8 protein-coding genes are annotated in these 15,564 nt (G+C 70.3%); 4 read left to right on the plus strand and 4 right to left on the minus strand.

Annotation, left to right across the window (positions count from 1 at the left end):
• Positions 1-318: 318 nt before the first annotated feature.
• Positions 319-1,830, plus strand: coding sequence for a hypothetical protein (locus ACH4VO_RS22600; RefSeq protein ID WP_360995401.1), 1,512 nt, complete (start codon positions 319-321; stop codon positions 1,828-1,830).
• A 342-nt stretch (positions 1,831-2,172) separates the two neighbouring features.
• Here ACH4VO_RS22600 and ACH4VO_RS22605 read toward each other — a convergent pair whose 3' ends face one another.
• Both ACH4VO_RS22605 and ACH4VO_RS22610 read right to left on the minus strand, forming a co-directional pair.
• Positions 2,173-2,814, minus strand: coding sequence for a YceI family protein (locus ACH4VO_RS22605; protein ID WP_360995398.1), 642 nt, complete (start codon positions 2,812-2,814; stop codon positions 2,173-2,175).
• 375 nt (positions 2,815-3,189) lie between these two features.
• Entirely contained in the window at positions 3,190-4,080 is an 891-nt protein-coding gene (locus ACH4VO_RS22610) for a septum formation family protein (RefSeq protein WP_360995396.1), read from the minus strand.
• Between the two features lie 532 nt (positions 4,081-4,612).
• On the opposite strand from ACH4VO_RS22610, the gene ACH4VO_RS22615 reads away from it, so the two are divergent.
• Positions 4,613-4,993 (plus strand): hypothetical protein, encoded by a 381-nt coding sequence (locus tag ACH4VO_RS22615; protein ID WP_360995393.1) that lies wholly within the window; start codon positions 4,613-4,615, stop codon positions 4,991-4,993.
• A 1,095-nt stretch (positions 4,994-6,088) separates the two neighbouring features.
• A complete protein-coding gene (locus ACH4VO_RS22620) occupies positions 6,089-11,902 on the plus strand; it encodes a family 78 glycoside hydrolase catalytic domain (protein WP_360995390.1) in 5,814 nt (1,937 codons plus the stop codon).
• Positions 11,903-12,247: 345 nt separating this feature from the next.
• Here the strand turns inward: ACH4VO_RS22620 and ACH4VO_RS22625 are convergent, their stop codons facing one another.
• Complete coding sequence (locus tag ACH4VO_RS22625) at positions 12,248-13,165, minus strand: hypothetical protein (protein WP_360995387.1); 918 nt, start codon at positions 13,163-13,165, stop codon at positions 12,248-12,250.
• A gap of 679 nt (positions 13,166-13,844) precedes the next feature.
• Here ACH4VO_RS22625 and ACH4VO_RS22630 point away from each other — a divergent pair.
• A complete protein-coding gene (locus ACH4VO_RS22630) occupies positions 13,845-14,444 on the plus strand; it encodes a hypothetical protein (RefSeq protein WP_360995384.1) in 600 nt (199 codons plus the stop codon).
• Between the two features lie 393 nt (positions 14,445-14,837).
• Here ACH4VO_RS22630 and ACH4VO_RS22635 read toward each other — a convergent pair whose 3' ends face one another.
• Entirely contained in the window at positions 14,838-15,314 is a 477-nt protein-coding gene (locus ACH4VO_RS22635) for an ATP-binding protein (protein ID WP_360995381.1), read from the minus strand.
• Positions 15,315-15,564: the final 250 nt, after the last annotated feature.

The raw sequence follows: 15,564 nt of genomic DNA on the forward strand, positions 1-15,564 counted from the left end.
GGGGCTGACTGACGTCCTGCTGGGCCGTCCTGCGACTGTTCCGTCCGGCTGCCGGGACTCGTTCGGCCGCTCGTTTCCGCGGCCGGCGCAGGGCGCCACGTGAAGTGGCCGGTGGCGCTGGACCGACCGGGCCGTGACCCCGTCCGCCTCCTGTCGTTGACCAGGCGTCCGCCCACTCCGCGTGGTGCTGCACCGGGCGGCGCGAGGGGGCAGGCAGTGCGGACCGGTGACAGGGTGCACGGCATCCACGACGCAGACGGGCGGCGCCGGGGGACCGGTGCGCGTGCTGACGGGCCGCTCCACCCGGACCCGACCGGCGTGGACACCCGGCCGACCGGCCGGGCCGCCGGACCGCTGCCGTGGCTCGCGGCCGTCGCCGTGGTCTCTCTCGCCGTCCAACTGGCTTTCGTCGTACCGGGGTCGGGCCTGGCCTGGGACGAGACCGTCTACGTCAGCCAGGTCGGCGGCAACGCCCCGCCCGCCTTCTTCAGCGCCCCCCGCGCCCGTGGCATCTCGTACCTGGTCGCACCCGTGGCGGCCCTCACCGCGTCCACCACGCTGCTGCGGGTCTACCTCGCGCTGCTGTCCGCCCTCGCCCTGGCCGGCGCCCTGTGGATCTGGCGCGGGGTGCTGCCCGTGCCCGTACTCGCCTGCGCGGGCGCGCTGTTCGCCGGGCTGTGGCCCACCCTGTACTACGGCCCCGCCGCCATGCCGAACCTGTGGTGCGCCCTCGGCGCCCTGGCCGCTGCGGGCTGGACCGTCCGGGCCCTGCGCGGTGCGGGCGGGCGCGCGGAGCCGGCCGGTGCGGGAGTGGCCGTCGCCCTGGTCGCGCTGATGCGGCCCGCCGACGGCTTCTGGCTGGTGCTGCCGCTCGCCCTCGCCGTGCTGGTCCCCGGGCGGCGCCGACCGGACGTGTGCGCGGCGCTCGTCGGGGGACTCGTGGCGGGGTGCGCGCCCTGGGTGGCCGAGGCGTACGCACGGTACGGCGGCCTGAGTTCCCGGCTGCGCCGGGCCGGAGAGATCCAGGGCGGGCTCGGCTGGAACGTCGCCGTGGAGGACCACCTGCGCGCGCTGGCGGGGCGGACCCTGTGCCGGCCCTGCGATATTCCGTGGGAGAGTCCGGTCACGGCGGTGTGGTGGGCCCTACTGCCCCTGGCCGCAGTCGGCGGGGTCGTCGCGGCCCGCCGGGCCGGGCGGGGTTCCGTCGCCCTCACAGCGGCGGCGGCGGGGGTGTCGTCGGCGGTGCCCTACCTGCTCCTGGTCGACTACGCCGCACCGCGCTTCCTGCTCCCCGCCTACGCGTTGCTGGCCGTACCGGTGGCCGAGGGCGTGGTCTGCCTGTTCACCCGGGGGCGACGGGCGCGGCGGCCGGCGGGCCTCGTCGTGCTCTCGCTCGTCCTGGCGGGGCACCTCACCGTGCAGCTCTCCGTCCTCAGCCATGTGGTCCGCACGAGCCGTGCCACCACGGCCGGCTTCGCCGCGGTCGCCGGCGCGCTGAACCGGCAGGGGGTACGTCCGCCCTGTGTGGTCAGCGGCGACCAGGCCGTCCCGATCGCCTACTACGCCGGCTGCGCCTCCCGCCAGACCGGTGGCCACGACGCGAGTGTCACCCCCGAAGCCCTCCGCGAGGCGGCGCGTGAAGTCCCCACGGTCGTCCTCGTGTCCGGTGGCGCCACGCCGCCCGACCTCGTCGCCGGCCGTCGCCCCGTCTCTTTGCCCGGCTTACGCGGCGCGGGGGATCTCCGCGGCTACCTGCTGTCGGCCCGCCCCGGAGCCACCGGGGACGACCGGGGGAGGTACCGCTCGGCGCGGGCGGTCACCCTGCCCTGAACAACCTGAACAAGGGTTCCACCACGAGGAGTACGAGCATGACGAGAACGACCAGGGCCCATCCCAGCGGGCTCGTCCCGCGTCGTCCGGGCCGACGCCCCTGAAGGGACTCGGTACCCGGTCCCGTACGCCGCGCAGCGGCCGTTGCGCCGTGCTGCTTCCCCACCATGACTGCGTCCTCCGGGTCTCTGTCGGCCCGCCCGGGTGCGGGCCCTGACACGGGCCCGGAGGCGTCCGGCAGGACACCGGCTCCGGTCGGGCCGTCGGGCCCGAGCGTACCGGCCGCCCGCCGTTTCCCGGGGGGCGCGGTCGGCGTACTCGCCAGGGTGGCCGGGCGCTCGGTCAGCCGGACGGGGGCATACGGATGGCGGCTATGTCGAACTGCAGCCGGAGCTTCTCGCTCACCATGGCCCCGCCTTCCGCCAGTCTGGCGTTGTAGGTCAGGCCCCAGTCGGAGCGGTTGATGGTGGTGGTGCCGTCGAATCCGACCCGCTCGTAACCGAACGGGTCGGTCACATGACCGATGTAGGTGAGTTCCAGGACCACGGGGCGGGTCACGTCCCGGATGGTGAGGGCGCCGGTCATGCGGTAGACGTCCTTGCCGGCGAGTTCGACACCGGTGCTCGTGAACACCATCCGCGGATACCTGGCGGCGTCCAGGAAGTCCCGGCCGACGAGGTGCGCGTCGCGTTGTTCCACCCCGGTGTCGACGCTGGCCGTGGACAGCTTGATCTCGGCGGTGGACCGCTCGGGGTCGAGCCCGTCGAAGTGGAGGCGGCTCTCGTACTCCGGGAAACAGCCGCGCACCGTCGTCACCATGGCATGCCGCACGGAGAACCCGATCCTGCTGTGCGCAGGGTCGATCACCCACTCACCCGTGAGAGCCGCCAGGCCGGGGTCCGGCAGCACAGCGGCCCCGGAGGCCGCAGGAGCTGTGGACAGCCCCGCCCGCCGGGGTGAGGAGTTGCGGCTGAAAAAGTTCATGAGGCAAGTAGGTACCCCCGCGTAAGAATCACTCGCAAGGCCTCACCAGAAGACCCGACCAAACGGGGTCACACCTTCACATGTCGGCAGACCGGGTGCGGGCATGCGTCACGGAGAGTGAGAACCCGGAGGGGGGAGCCCGGGGCCGGGCGACCGGTGACCGCCGGTACTGCCCCGCCTCGGCGGGGGCGACAGCGGCACGCCAGGGCTGACATCGGTTCGCGCCGCCCAGGTCGCCTCGCGCGGGTCACCTGACGCCCGGCGCTCGCGTGGGTCTGCCGAGGGCGGTCAAGGAGAAGCGGCGGCGCGCCGGTCGGCGAGAACGGGACGGGCCAGGGGGACAGGTGCACCGCCCCCTGGCCACGACCGGTGAGGTCAGCCGGCCCAGACCTCGGCCTCGTCGGCCGGGACGGTGGTGGCGAGCTTCAGTTCCTTGCGGGCGGCGACCGTGCCGTTCGGGTCGATGCCGGTGAAGGCCGGGTCGTAGGCGAGGAAGAAGGCGTCCGAATCTCCGGCGGTCGAGGCCTTCTTCCAGTTGTCCGCGGCCTTCTCCAGCGTCGAACGGAGCTTGGTGGTCTCCGGCTGCTGGATGCCCTCCAGGGCCGTGACGTGGGTGGCGAGTGCGTCGGCGACGGCCTTCGCCTGCGCCTTGTAACCGGGGAGGTCGTCCTCGACCTCCCCTTCGGGCTGGGTCATCCAGAGAGCGTCGTAGACGGCGTTCGCGCCCTTCAGGTACGCGGTCTGGTCGGCGGTCAGGGGCTTGCTCTTCAGGGTGCCGGAGAACGTGCCCGACTCCTTGGTGTACGCGCAGCTCACAGCGCGGTCACCGGTCGCCCAGCTCTCCTTGGTCGGGTGGTAGTAGAAGACGGAAACGCCCTTGGGCAGAGCCCAGGTGTCAGGGGTGAACTTCTGCGCCTCGACCGGGCAGCGCTCGTCGGCGATCACCGAGACCGCGTCGTCGCCCGGGAATTCCTTCTTGTCGATCGAGAACTCGCCGACGACCTGGCCCTGGTGCGCTTCCTCGCAGGGCACGATCTCGATCGCGGCTTCCTCCTGCACGCCCTCCCCGGCCGGCTTGGTGTTCGGGTTGTAGCAGTCGCCGGTCTCGAGCGAGAAGACCGACCGCTGACGAGCAACCTTCTTGGCCCCGTCCTTGGCACCGTCGATGGCATCGGAGACGTCGGAGCATCCCGTGGCGCCGACCGCGACAAGGGCGACCAGAACGGATATGCGGCGCAGAGAAAGGGACATGACACCCAGAGACATGACGTGTGCATCCTCAAACAGAGATCTTACGAATGAATGTGCGCATCGTATGGCACCCCTGTGACAGTCCGGTGCACGGGCGCTGCGAGGCCTGGGACCTCCTCCCACGCGGCTCCCGCCGGGGAGGGCGAAACCCACGAAGGGCAGGCGGCGGACGACCGGCCGCAGGAGCGGGGCGTACGGTGCCGATGGCGTCACCATCCCTGCGGAACGGGCCGCCGGGCCCCCGTTCTCAGACCTTCAGCTGGGTGAAGCGGACACGGGGGCGATCCGTGCCGGGGCCGGGACGTCCAGCGGCTGCGCGCAGGTACGGTCCCACGCGTCCCTGGGCCGGGGAGCATACGGCGGTCGGCCTCTTCCGCGGGGCGGCTCCCGGCACCGGCCCACCCACGGCTCCGCGTACCTCGGGTACCTTGCGTACCTCGCGCACCTTGGATACCTCGGGTACCGCGCGCACCGGCCCGGGCTGGCCGGGCGCCGGCCGGACGCGGTGCCCGGCCGTTCTGCCGTACCCGCTCGCTACGCTCGGACCATGAGCGTCTCTCTCTACTACCGCGCGAGCCGGGCGGTGCCCCTGACGGCTGCAGAGGCAGCCGCTGTGGCGCGCATCGTCGCCGCCCACAGGTCGGCCTTCCCGTACGAGGACGAGGAGAGTCTGTACCTGTACGACGGTGATGGCCGGGAGCCGTCCGAGGTCCTGGCCGGGTCCACCAAGGTGCCCTTCGAACCGGACCGGATCCTGCCCGTCCTCGACCATGTGCTGGGTTCTGTCAGCGAGTTGCGCCGTGCGCTGCCGGGAGCGGAGTGGCACGTGCACATGGACGACCTCGACGTCCCCTGGGACGGGTCCGAGGGCTACGCCTTCCCCGGCATGCGCGACGCGGACCTCGCGGCCGAGCTGGACTCCCTCTGAGCGGGCGTTCGAAGAACGCGTTGCCCGCTTCAGCTCCCTGACCTCCTTCTTGAGGGCCTTGAGCTGGGCGGATAACTCAGTCGTGGTCCCGGTCCGGGCGCCGTCGGTCTCGGTCTGCCGCACCCCGTCCGCGGGGAATCCGGCCGGATGTCGAGCTTCGCGCCCATCGACCGGATCGCCGCGGAAGCGGTCGCGTACGGATGACGGGTCTTCAGGACCGGAGGCACGGCCCGCTCATCGAGCTCCTTCGGGAAGTGCTCCGCCGTAACGGGCTTAATCCGCCGAAGAATCGGGCCTCGATCAGACCCGGAACGGTTCAGCCGCTTCCGACCACGGCGCTGACCCGTTCCGTGGGCGTGCCGCACCTGGGCTGGGCCGGCAGTGTCCGAAAGGCGGTGCACCTGCGGATCGGCGGCGAGGGCGTGGGCTCCGGGCCCACCGCCAGGTCCGAGGCCTCCGGGTGCGGGCGCCTGATCCTGAGGGGTGTCCGGCAATTTCCGGCGGGCGCCCGACGACAGCAACGGCACATCGCCGCGTTGTCGGAACGTCCCCGCACATCCCGTATGCGGATGCTCCTCCGCCGTGCGATGCACCGCATCCGACGCCGCGCGCTGATCCCCCGGGAAGTGCGGGACAGTCCTTCGGCTCCGGCCGGCGGATCGACCCCGACCATGTACGCCGAGCCGCCCCGTTTCGCCGCCTTGAGGACCACCGTCGAACCGCGCCGTCCGGCGCGCGGCTGGGCGAGCGCCCGAGGCGCCGACACGCGAACCCGGCACCGGCGAGTGGGCCGGCGCCGCAGGTTGCGGGCCCTGTGCGACCTCCTCGGCGCGGGACGCCGATCGGGGTGGTCGTTTCGAGCGGTTCGTGGTGAGCTCAGCTGAGATCGCCGCCGCCACGTCTCGACAATGTGTCGTTTCAATCGGTGGTGCCTAGGGGCTCGGCGGCATGGATGCCCACCTGGGCTGGGCTGAGTGTGGTGGCCGATGTTGTCCGAACCCTTGACTTGTGACGGCCGCCACATCATTTTTGGAACGTTTCACCTTGCGGCGGGGAGCCGCGAGGGCCCCCTCTTGCCACGAAAGGTCCGTCGGCATGATGCCTTCCAGACCAGTTGCCGCACACCCAGTCCCACCCGCCGCCCCAGCGGGGCGCCGGTTCTTCGCGCTGCTCGTGGCCCTCGTCATGGTGGCCGCCGCCTTCCTGGTCGCGGACCCGGCAGCCGGTGCAACGAAGGAGAACGGCCTCGCGGTCGGCTCTCTCCAGACCAACGCCCGAACCGAACCGCTCGGCATCGCGGGCAACGCCCCGACGTTCAGTTGGAAGACGACGTCGAGCGCCCGTGGCATGGTGCAGAGCGCGTACGAGGTCCGGGTCGGCACGCGCGCAGCCGCCGACGACGTGTGGTCCTCGGGGAAGGTCGGGTCGAGCGACCAGCTCGACGTGCGGTACGCCGGGCCGGACTTGGCCTCGCAGACCCGCTACTACTGGCAGGCCAGGGTCTGGGACGGTGAGGACGAGGCCGGCGACTGGAGTGCCCCGAGCTGGTTCGAGACCGGCATCCTGGACGCCGCCGAGTGGACCGGCGACTGGATCGGCAAGTCCGCCGGCGGCGAGATGGACAAGTGGACCGACTACACCACGGATGTCGACTTCACCCTGGACAACCTGGCGTTCGGCGTCTACCTGCGCGCGTCGGACACCGCGAACGCGTACATGTGGCAGGTCAGCACCGCCGACGGGACCGCGGTCCCGAAGTTCCGGCCGCACAAGAAGGTCAACGGCGGCTACTCCCTGCTCGGGAACATCCCGATCACGACCCTGACATCCGCCCAACTGCTCACCGGCACACACCGCCTGTCGATCACCCTCGACGGCTCCACGATCACCACGAAGCTCGATGGCGCCGAGATCGACAGCCGCACCGACGCCACGTTCGCCAAGGGTTTCATCGGTTTCCGCCAGGACCTCGCCAACGAGGGACCCGAGACAGCGCACGTCCATGCGGTCAAGGTCACCGCGAAGGCCGGCGACGTGCTGTTCCGGACCGACTTCTCCGGTCCCACGAACCCGTTCACCGGCGGCACCCCGACGCCGGACGGCCTGCTCGTGGAGAAGAAGCTCGACGCGATCCTGCGGACCAGCGACAGCAATCTGCCGCTTCTGCGCAAGGAGTTCACCACCGCCCCCGGCAAGACGGTCGCCCGGGCCAGGGTGTACGCGTCCGCGCACGGCGTCTACGAGCTGCAGCTCAACGGCAAGAAGGTCGGCGACCAGTTCCTGGCCCCTGGCGACACCGACTACAGGAAGCGCATCCAGTACCAGACCTATGACGTCACCGATCAGCTCGCCGACGGCCGGAACGCGATCGGCGCGGAGCTCGGAGACGGCTGGTGGGCGGGCAAGGTCGGCATGTGGGGCCCGGGCATGTTCGGTAACTCGGTCGGCCTGATCGCGCAGATGCGCATCGACTACACCGACGGCACCCGTCAGGTCATCAAGACCGACGCCACGTGGAAGAGCCACTCGGGTCCGTACGCGGCTGCCGACAACATCGACGGCGAGACGTACGACGCAGGGGCCGAGCAGCCCGGCTGGGACCGCCCCGCCTACGACGACGCGGCGTGGAACCCCGCCACGGTCGGCCCCTCCGACACCGCCAAGCTGGTGCCGCAGCCCGATGAGCCCGTGCGCGCGACCGGCGAGCTCCCGGCACTCACCAGGACCAGTCCTTCCGCCGGTACCTACATCTACGACCTCGGCCAGAACATGGTCGGCGTCGCCCGGATGCGCCTGCAGGGCGTCGCGGGACAGACGGTCAGGATCCGCTACGGCGAGGTCCTCAACAAGGACGGGAGCCTCTACACCGCCAACCTCCGCGCGGCCAAGGTCACCGACCACTACACGTTCAGCACGAGCGGCACGGTCGTCTACGAACCGAAGTTCACCCAGCACGGCTACCGCTACCTCGAGATCTCGAATGTCACGAGCGCACCCGGACTCCGCGATGTCACCGGCGTCGTCTGGGGCTCCGATCTCACGGCGACCGGAACGCTGACGACCTCCGACACGATGCTCAATCAGCTCCAGAGCAACATCTCGTGGGGACAGCGAGGCAACTTCCTGTCGATCCCGACCGACACCCCGGCCCGTGACGAGCGCCTCGGCTGGACCGGCGACATCAACGTCTTCTCGCCGACCGCGAGTTACCTGCGCGACACCCGCGCCTTCCTCGGCAAGTGGACGACCGACCTGCGTGACTCGGCCTACAGCGATGGCAACTACCCGGGTATCGCTCCCTCGGTGCCGACGATCGACTTGGGCAGTGGCCTCGGTTGGTCCGACGCGGCGGTCACGGTGCCGTACGCGGTGTGGCACGCGCAGGGTGACAACGCCATCGTGCGGGCCAACTACGCGTCGATGAAGAAGTTCCTCGGCTTCGTGAAGAACGGCGCGGGCGACGACCTCATCGACTCGGCGCGTGGCAACTGGAACGACTGGCTCAACCTCGACGACAACACCGGCACCGATGTCCTCGGCACCGCGTACTACGCCGAGGACGCGCGCATGCTGTCGGAGATGGCGAAGGCCATCGGTGAGGACGCCGACGCGGCGACCTATGCGCAGCTCTCAGCCGATGTGCGCGAGGCCTTCACCTCGAAGCTCGTGGCGGCCGACGGCACGGTCCGAGGCGGGAGCCAGACGGCCTACGCCATGGCGCTCGGCATGAACCTCGTGACCGATCCGGCGCTGCGCGAGAAGGTCGGCGTGAAGTTCGTCGCCAAGCTCAGGACCAGTGACTACCACCTCACGACCGGGTTCCTCGGAACACCGTGGCTCCTGCCGGCGCTCAGCAGCATCGGGCGGTCCGACCTGGCGTACACGATGATCCTCAAGAAGGACTACCCGTCGTGGGGCTACGAGATCGAGCACGGGGCCACCACGATGTGGGAACGCTGGAACTCGATCAACCCCGATGGCAGTTTCGGCGATGCCGGCATGAACTCCTTCAACCACTACGCCTATGGCGCGGTCGGTGACTGGATGTATCAGAACATCGGCGGCATCTCGGCGATCAAGGCCGGCTACAAGGAGTCGAAGATCGCCCCGGCCATGGGCGGCGACCTGAGCAGCGGCCATGGAACCTACGAATCCGTGTACGGGACGATCGGCTCCAACTGGGAGAAGACCGATCAGGGCATGTCCCTGGACATCACGGTCCCCGTCAACACGACCTCGAAGGTCAGCATCCCGGCGCGAAACGTCGAGGCCGTGACCGAGGGCGGCACGCCGATCACGAAGGCCGAGGGTGTCAGCGATGTATCGGTCGGCAAGGGCATCGTGACGTTCACCGTCGGCTCGGGTTCGTACTTGATCCACTCCGACACCAGGCGCGCCCTGTTCGGCGACATCGTCTCCGCGATCCACAAGACCGACGACCACGCCGGCGACCTGGCGACAGCGGGTGACCTCGGTGCGGCGAGCCGCACCCACATCGGTGGCGCACTCGACACCGCACGCGGCAAGGTCGAGGATGCCCTCGCTGCGGACGTCGCGGGCGATTCGGGTCAGGCGGCGCAGCGGCTGAGCGACGGCGTGGCGACCGTCCGGACCCTCACGGCCTGGCTGGCCGACTCGTCCGTCGACGGACCGGTCAAGAACGACCTGACGACCCGTCTGGAGTCGATCGAGGCCCTGTTCGGCAAGGCGGTCGCCGCGAGTCTCGGAATCTCGGTCGTCGTCCCGCCCGTCGCCGAGCCGGGGCTGCCCGGAGCGAGTGTCCCCGGAACGATCGGGATCGCGAACGCCGGTGATGTCGCGATCAGCGATCTGAAGGCCGTCGTGACGGTCGACGGCTGGGATGCCGAACCGGCCGGCTCGACCAAGGACACGGTCGGAGCGGGTGACAGCGCACAACTGCCGTTCACGGTCGGTGTGCCGAAGCACCAGAAGCCCGGCAAGTATGACGCCTCGGTCGAGCTGACCTTCACCAGCACGTACGGGACGTTCACCCTGGACGACTCGACGCCGTGGGTCTCGGTGACGTCGGGCGTCGACATCACCAGCGTGACGTCGGCCAACCCGGTCGACGGCTCCGACGAGAAGGCCACGCTGACCGCGACTGTCAGGAACAACGGTCGCTCCGCCGTGTCGGGGCAGGTCACGGCGGTCCTGCCGGAAGGATGGAAGACCCCGCCCGCCTCCGACCGGGTCACGATCGAGCCCGGGGCGAGCAAGGTCGTCGTACTCCCGCTGTTCCCCGGACTCGAGACCGTCGCGGGTGATCGGAAGGTCGAGGTCGAGTTCGTCGATGAGGGTGCGACGCTCGCCGCCGAGAACGCGACGATCGGGGTCGACCTCGCGGTACCGCCGACGCAGGACGTCCTCGACCACGTCGACTTCGGCAACGCAGCTTCGGAGAACGCCCACGCGATCATGGCTGCACCGGCCAGCGGGACGAACAACGAAGCCGGCCTCGACCGACGCTATGCGAACTCGGCCACCCCGGGCTCGTGGTACTCGGCCGTGGTGCATGTGACGCCGGGTAAGCCATTCATGCTCCGCAACCGGGAGACGTTCGACGCCGCCAGGACGAAGAAGTACAACATCTACGTCGACGACACCCTGGTGAAGACGTACATGCTGAAGCGCACCGAGTCCGGTATGGGCACGAAGACCTATCAGACGGTCATCGACGATCCCGCCGCGATCGACAACGACGGCACCGTACGGATCAAGTACGAGTTCCCGCTCGACGCCTCGGGCTACTACGACCCGTCGATCGCTGACAGCTGGGTGCTGCCGGTGCCCGACGACAGCCTGGCTCCGCTGGCCTCCGCGACGGTGACCAGTGCCGCCGCGCCCGGCGACAACGGCTGGTACCGGGGTGACGCCTCCGTGGCCGTCACCGCCGTCGACAACCGGGACACCGCTCCCTCGGTCGAGGTCGGCCGGTCCGCCGGCTGGCAGGCCTACGTCGCTCCGTTCGTGGTCAGCGGTGAGGGCAAGCACGAGGTCCACTACCGGGCGAAGGACACGGCCGGCAACTCCACCGGTCAGCGCACCGCGCACGTCTGGATCGACGGGACCGCTCCCGTCACCCAGCTCGCGGTCACCCGCGGGGCCGGGACGGCGGAGGCAGACCGGGCCACGGTCGGCTTCACCGCCCGGGACACGCTCAGCGGCGTCGCGACGACGACCTACCGGATCGACGGGAGCGCCTGGAAGGTGCTGGCCGGCGAGACTCCCGCGGTCGAGGGCTTCGGCCGGCACACGGTCGACTTCTTCTCCACCGACGTGGCCGGGAACCCCGAGCCGGTGCACTCGGTGGTCGTCGACCTGGCGGACGTGGACACCGTCAAGGCCCTGGTAGCCCCCCAGATCACCGGGACACCGACGTACGGCTCGGTGCTGACCGCGACCACGGGTTCGTGGAACACCAAGGGGCTGTCGTTCGCCTACCAGTGGCGCCGCGACGGGCGTCCGATCGGCGGCGCCGCGAACGCCTCGACCTACCGGCTGGTCCGGGCCGACCTGGGGCATCGGCTGTCGGTGACGGTGACCGCGTCCAAGGCCGGAAAGACTCCGGCGTCCTCGACCTCGGCCGAGACCGCCAGGGTGACCGCGGCGAAGTCCCAGGTCGTCGTCGGGCTCTCCGCGACGTCGGTGAAGAAGAAGCACTCGGTGACGCTCACGGTCAAGGTCTCGGCCACGGCCGGCACACCGGGCGGGAGCGTGCTGGTCTACGAGAACGGGCACAGGGCCAAGACCCTCACCCTCTCGGGCGGCGGCACGGCCTCGACTGCGCTCACGATGAAGCAACGGGGCCTGCGCACCCTGAAGGTGGTCTACGCCGGCGACGCGTCGGTCGAGGGGTCCTCCTCCCAGGTGCACGTTCGCGTGGTCTGATCCAGGGGCCACCCGACCCCCCGCCAACCGCCGACCGCCGACCGAGCCGAGGGGTCCCCGTGAGGATCCCCTGCGTGCCCGGCTTGTCACCTTCACTGCGACAAGGGCCTTGGGCGTGGCGGTGTTTCCCGGCGTGACGCACGTGGCGCGAGCCGCGTCCGCCGAGCCGACGTCCCGTGGGGACGCCGGCTCGGCGGGCTTCCGGCCCTTGTTCCCTCTCGACGTTCCGAACGGGCGCCGATGGGGGCACCCAGGAGCCAGCCGGCGGTGACGTTCGCGAGTTTGTTGCCTGCGGGGTCTGCAGGCCGGCGGGCCGAGGCCGCTGTGGCGGCCTGTTCCCATCAGCTACTCCGCAGTGGTCGCGGTCGTCCACAGCTCCATGTCGGTGAGGATCAGCCGGCCCGGCCGCTGGGTAGCGGTGTCAGGGACGACGGCCCGCACGACGGGCCGGTCGCCCTTCTGCACGGTCACCTTCGCACCGTCGAACTTCGGTGCCTCGGCGCGGACCACCTCCCGCAGCTTCGACTCCAGGCTCTTGGCAGCCGCGTCGTCCTCGACCACGAAACACAGCACCTCGGTGTGCTCGGCCGCGGAGGCGGCCCGCTGGCCCGCAGCTGCCATGAGTACCGGCCCCGGGTCGCTGGACGGGCTGAAGTCCGCGCGGTAGACGTCGTCCCCCAGGCAAGCAGCCGCGCGGCCGAAGTCCTTGTCGTCGGCCAGGGAGGACCCCTTCTTCGGTGCGACGGCCGCCATGGGGTCGGACTCCCGCGCCGAGTAGGAGATCTCGTCCTCCGACACCTGGAGCGACACACCCTTGTTCCCGGGATGCGACCAGACCTCCTCGTCGTCGCTGCCGCTCTGCTTGTACCCCTTGGACTTCAACGACGTGATGACGGCCCGCGTGTCGAACGAACCTTCCCAGTGACCGGCCTCGTCGGTGTCGACAGCGGTGGCGATATGGGAGACCTCGAAGTCCTTCCCCAACAGCCCCGGCTCGTACGGACTCAGCAGGACGCTGCTCGGCTGGGAGACGGAGGCGAACCGCTCCGCGTCGTCCTTGCTCAGTTTCCGGACGGCGGCGGCGTCGAGGAAGGTCACCCGCTTCGTACCGGTGTCGCCGGCCAGGGACCCCAGGCCCGTGAGCAGCTCGGAACCGCTGTCACCCCCGTCGTCGGAGCCGGACGAGCAGCCGGTGACGGCGAGCAGAAGGACAGGGGCAAGAACGGCGACACCGACGGCCGGTCCGCGTGCTGTTATTCGCATGACCAGGCAGCGTATACCGCCCTCGGGCGGAGGGTTCGGCCGCCGAGTCGGGTGTCGGCCACGCGGTCACGGGGCTACGGGGTCACGCGGTCACGGGGCCATGCGGTCACAGGGGCGCCCCGACGCACCCCCACGGGCGCGTGCTTCGGGGCCCGGCACCCGGTGCGCTGCCTCCGACTGCCCTTCGGCCGCATGGCCGGCCCAGCGGCCCGGAGCCGAGGTCCGTCATCGGGACCTTCCCGAACGCGGCGTCGGCCGGTGCGAACACCGTGGTCTCAGGCCGCCGGTGCCCTCTTTCATCCGTCGCGCGCAATGCGCTTGCTTCGTCGCGATGTGAACACAGGAGACGGTGAATGCGTATTTTGCTCGCGTTTATCTCTCTCGTCCGCTGCTCCACATGAAAGCCCGATCGGCTTCACCTCGACCGCTGACGCCGTTACCGGAAGTCGAGCCACAGCGCGAGAGGGCTGTCTCCTGGATGTCGCCGCATTCCTTGATGAGTGCCGCGTTCCGGTGGTGCGGGTGGAGTGTCAACCGCCGTTCTCTTGGAAGGTATTATCCGAGGGTGGACCCGGACGTCCATGAGTGCGGGGTCCTTTGGTATCAGGAAATGGTTGATCGTTTCCGTGGTAGAGTTTCGAATGAATTCACAGGACGCCACGATTAAAAGGGGAGCGGCGTGAAAACCGAGAAGGTCACGGCTCGACGTCTTACGGCCGAGGACATTGCAGAGTTGGGCCTCCAGGACGGCATCTTCGTCTCGGCTGGAATGGACGGTCTTCCTCTCGACTGCTACGCCCCGGCTTTCCTCACGCAGCCGGGCAAGAATTTCGAGGGAGGGGCCTATACCGCGCGGACCGTCTTCGGTGAGGAAGTTCATGTCCTCCCCGGTAACGCCGAAGAGAGCGGGATCTGGGTTGCCGACGCGGAGGGGGAGGAGATCGAGGTCCTCCAGGCCGCCGGCGTTCTTCTGAACCTTGCCCTCTTCGTGCCCGAAGGGAACATGGAATCCCTGGAGTCGCTCTACTCCGCCGCGCGTGACGCGTTCGGTGCGGGGGTCGTGCAGCGCTGGAGCGAGGAAGTCGTCGCGGTACCGGACGTCAAGATCGACCTGTACGAGGAGCCGGCCCGGGCGCGGAAGGGCACGAGCGCCCAGAACCGCGACCGCCGCGCCCTGGACATCTACCCGACCCGCGTGCGGTTCCTGGAGCCCAGCGAGGGCTGGAAGTTCGTCGTCGAACCGCACAAGGAGATAGTCGACGAGACGCCGACGATCTGACCTGACGCAGGCCCGGGGGCCACGCCGGCCGAACGGGCGTCGAGCCCCGGAAGGAAGAGCGGGAGGGTCTGGCGCTCTCCTGGTCAGGCCTGCTGTCAGTGCCCGGTAAGACGCTCGGCTGGAGAACTCCAGCCGAGCGTTCTGCTGTGGTGGCGAGGTCCGGTCGGTCTGTGTCCCGAGGCGCGTCGGCCCCCTCGTCCCGCTCCTGGCGAGGGCAGCTCTCGGTGTCGCACGAAGCTCGGTGTCGCATGAAGGGGGAGGAGGGCCGGGCGGGGCCGGTCGATCGCCCGATCCCCACCTCGTCCTCCCGTTCCGGCTCACCGAACCGGCCGGTACTCCCGCCCTGCCCTGGGGCTGTTCCGCATCGACGACCTGGTGGCGGGCCCTGGGTCATCACGGGGTGATCTCCAGGACCGCCCATACCGTCTTGCCCGGCCCGTCCGGGCTGGGGTACCAGCCCCAGCGGTCGGTGAGGGCGGCGACGAGGAGCAGGCCGCGGCCGCCGTCCTCGTCGGGCGAGGCGGGTTCGGCCGAGCCGGGGAGGCATTCGCCCCGGCTGTCGGTGACCTCGATGCGGATGGCCGCGCCTTCGGCGGTGAGCCGGAGGCGGAAGTCACGGCCGTACACGCGGCCGTGGCGCACGGCGTTGCTGCTCAGCTCGGCGACGGCCAGGGTCAGCGCGTCGTGTGGATCGCTCCCGTACGCGATGCCCCAGGCGTCGAGGCGTTCACCGGCCAGGCGTCGGGCGAGGCGGGCTCCGCGCGGGGTCGAGCTGAAACGCATCGCGAACCGGTGCCAGGGGAAACGGGCGTGGGCGGTGCGGGCCGAAAGCACCGGGCGCACAGGGAGAGGCGGCTTCTTGCTGGTCATGCCCCGACGCTGACGCATCGTGGCCGTGCGTGACCATGGGTGACGCGCTGTCGCCAGGCGGGTGTACGCGACCGGGGCGGGGCGCGTACGCAGAAGGGGCAGGCCGCAGGGGCGGCGGTCCCGTGCCGTGGGGCGGTGGACGGGAGCCCGCCGGCGCGGAGGGCGCGGGAGATGCGTGCATCGCCGTCCGGCGTCACGCTGGGAGTACAAACCGCGTGTGCACTCCGCCGGGGAGCGGGGAGCGGGGAGC

It is taken from the genome of Streptomyces sp. NPDC020780, assembly GCF_044334475.1.
In the GTDB taxonomy this organism is placed as follows: Bacteria; Actinomycetota; Actinomycetes; order Streptomycetales; family Streptomycetaceae; genus Streptomyces.

What these genes read in the sequence shown, in the direction of transcription:
- ACH4VO_RS22605 (WP_360995398.1), bottom strand. Translation starts at nt 2,814, where the DNA reads ATGAACTTTTTCAGCCGCAACTCCTCACCCCGGCGGGCGGGGCTGTCC.
- ACH4VO_RS22610 (WP_360995396.1), bottom strand. Translation starts at nt 4,080, where the DNA reads ATGTCTCTGGGTGTCATGTCCCTTTCTCTGCGCCGCATATCCGTTCTG.
- ACH4VO_RS22615 (WP_360995393.1), top strand. Translation starts at nt 4,613, where the DNA reads ATGAGCGTCTCTCTCTACTACCGCGCGAGCCGGGCGGTGCCCCTGACG.
- ACH4VO_RS22625 (WP_360995387.1), bottom strand. Translation starts at nt 13,165, where the DNA reads ATGCGAATAACAGCACGCGGACCGGCCGTCGGTGTCGCCGTTCTTGCC.
- ACH4VO_RS22635 (WP_360995381.1), bottom strand. Translation starts at nt 15,314, where the DNA reads ATGACCAGCAAGAAGCCGCCTCTCCCTGTGCGCCCGGTGCTTTCGGCC.
- ACH4VO_RS22620 (WP_360995390.1), top strand. Translation starts at nt 6,089, where the DNA reads ATGATGCCTTCCAGACCAGTTGCCGCACACCCAGTCCCACCCGCCGCC.